Source organism: Sphingomonas sp. (genome assembly GCF_019242355.1).
GTDB lineage: Bacteria > Pseudomonadota > Alphaproteobacteria > Sphingomonadales > Sphingomonadaceae > Sphingomicrobium.
In genome coordinates this window covers 1-2,204 of sequence record NZ_JAFAVR010000227.1, presented here as the reverse complement: position 1 = coordinate 2,204, position 2,204 = coordinate 1, and the positions used below count along the sequence as shown (strand labels likewise).

3 protein-coding genes are annotated in these 2,204 nt (G+C 67.0%); 2 read left to right on the top strand and 1 reads right to left on the bottom strand.

Features of this window, described 5'->3' with window-relative positions; genetic code table 11:
* Positions 1-384 (top strand): DapH/DapD/GlmU-related protein (locus JOZ79_RS11115; protein WP_294074110.1); only part of this gene is annotated, 384 nt, incomplete at its 5' end.
* Between the two features lie 64 nt (positions 385-448).
* Positions 449-1,495 (top strand): DMT family transporter, encoded by a 1,047-nt coding sequence (locus JOZ79_RS11110; RefSeq protein ID WP_294074108.1) that lies wholly within the window; start codon positions 449-451, stop codon positions 1,493-1,495.
* Here the strand turns inward: JOZ79_RS11110 and JOZ79_RS11105 are convergent.
* Positions 1,452-2,204: pirin family protein (locus JOZ79_RS11105; RefSeq protein WP_294074106.1), on the bottom strand; the 753-nt coding region annotated here is incomplete at its 5' end. The two genes, JOZ79_RS11110 and JOZ79_RS11105, sit on opposite strands and share 44 nt — an antisense overlap.

The window sequence follows — 2,204 nt, the reverse complement described above, 5'->3', positions numbered from 1 at the left end:
GTCGGCAGCTGCGCGCAGATCGGCCGCAACGTCCATATTTCAGGCGGCGCGGGAATTGGCGGCGTGCTCGAGCCCCTACAGGCCGGTCCCGTGATCATCGAGGACGGCTGTTTCGTGGGCGCGCGTTCGGAGGTCGCGGAGGGGGTCATCGTCGAGGAAGGCTCAGTGCTCTCGATGGGCGTGTTTCTCGGCGCTTCGACCAAGATCGTCGACCGAGTGACCGGCGAGGTCCGCTACGGGCGGGTACCGGCCTATTCGGTCGTCGTGCCCGGCACGCTTCCGGGCAAGGACGGGGGGCCAGGCCTGGCTTGCGCCGTCATCGTCAAGCGCGTCGATGAGCGGACCCGCTCCAAGACCAGCATCAACGAGCTCCTGCGCGACTAAGCTTGCGTCGATAAGCCTGGCTTATTGCGGCGGGAGCCGCATTTGTTGGCATCCGGCGCCGCGCTTGCATAGTCTCGAGATCATGAAGCCGCTTGATCCCACTCAGTTCGACCGCAATCGCGCGGAAGCGGCGACGGCCGACCGCACCTATGCCGGCGGGATGATCAGGACGCAGATGAACAAGCGGGACTGGGGCATCATCCTGTTCCTCGCCGCGATCTGGGGCGGCGCATTCTTCTTCATCGGAGTCGCGGTGCGCCATGTGCCGCCTCTGACCTATGTGTGGCTGCGGCTGACGATCGCTTCGGGGGGCCTGTGGATCTACCTCTGGCTGAAGGGCGAGCGCCCGGGCCTGCCGCGCCACATCTGGGCGTCGATCTTCCTTCTTGCGCTGCTCAACAACGCGGTCCCGTTCGTGCTCATCGGCTGGGGCGAGATCCACATCGCCAGCGGCCTTGCCGCGATCCTCAACGCGACGACGCCGATCTGGGGCGTGGTCGTCGCGCATTTCCTGACACACGACGAGCGGATGAGCCCGGGCAAGCTCGGCGGAGTCCTGCTCGGCGTCGCTGGTGTCGCGGTGATGGTCGGACCGTCGATCCTCTCCAACATCGGCAATGATGCGCTCGCCCAGCTCGCTTGCGTGGTCGCGTCGCTAAGCTACGCGCTCGCCGCCGTCTGGGCGCGCCGTTATCGCAAGATGGGCATTTCCCCGTTCGCCGTGACCACCGGCCAATTAACGGCCGGCGCGGTCATCCTGCTGCCGTTGTCGTTGGCCTTTGATCGGCCGTGGACCTTGCCGGCCCCGCCGCTTGGCGCCTGGGCAGCGATCGCCGCGCTTGCCCTCGTCTGCACGGCCTTCGCCTATGTGCTCTATTTCCGGCTGATCGCGCAGGCGGGCGCGACCAATGCGATGCTGGTGACGCTGCTGGTTCCGCCGATCGCGATCTTCCTCGGCGGCCTGTTCCTCGATGAGGCGCTGACGGCGGGCGACTTTATCGGCCTCGGCCTCATTGCGCTTGGGCTCGCAGCGATCGACGGGCGGCTGCTCGGCCGGCTCCAGAGCCTTAGGGGTAGCTCACGGTTTTCGGCACTTCCGGAAACGGAATGAACTCCTGGTCGTCGCCGGGCACGGTCGGGAAGCGCATCGCCTTCCAATCGTCCTTCGCCTGGTTGATGCGGTCGCGCGATGAGGACACGAAGTTCCAGTAGACGAAGCGCCGCGTTGCGAACGCTTCGCCGCCAAGCAGCATTGCCCGGCCGCCGCTCGCGCTGCTGAGGCGCGCTGCATGGCCAGGGCGCATCACGTATAGCGCGAACAGGTCGAGCGCCGTAGCGTCGAGGTCGGCGGCGCCGTCCACAAGCATCACCGCACGCTCGTCCGCCTCCGCATCGATCGGGACCGACGAGCCGGCGCCAAGCAGCACGTCGGCATAGATGGTCTCGGAATCGCAGCGGGTCGCGGCCGTCGCGCCCCACAGGCTTCCCATCAGCACCCGTGCCGACGACGCGCCGTCCTCAACCAGCGGCAGCTCGTCACCTGGTACATGTTCGAAGGCCGGGTCGACCTCCTCGCCTCCGTCGGGGAGCGCCAGCCATGTCTGCATCCCGTAGAGGGTCGGGCCGGCGGGCCTGAGTTGTTCCGGCGAACGCTCGGAATGGACGATGCCCCTTCCGGCGGTCATCAGGTTGATCGCGCCCGGCTCGATCACCTGGTCGGAACCGACGCTGTCGCGATGGGCGATCGCGCCTTCGAACAGATAGGTCACGGTAGCGAGGTTGATGTGCGGATGCGGCCTGACGTCCATCCCGCGTCCGGG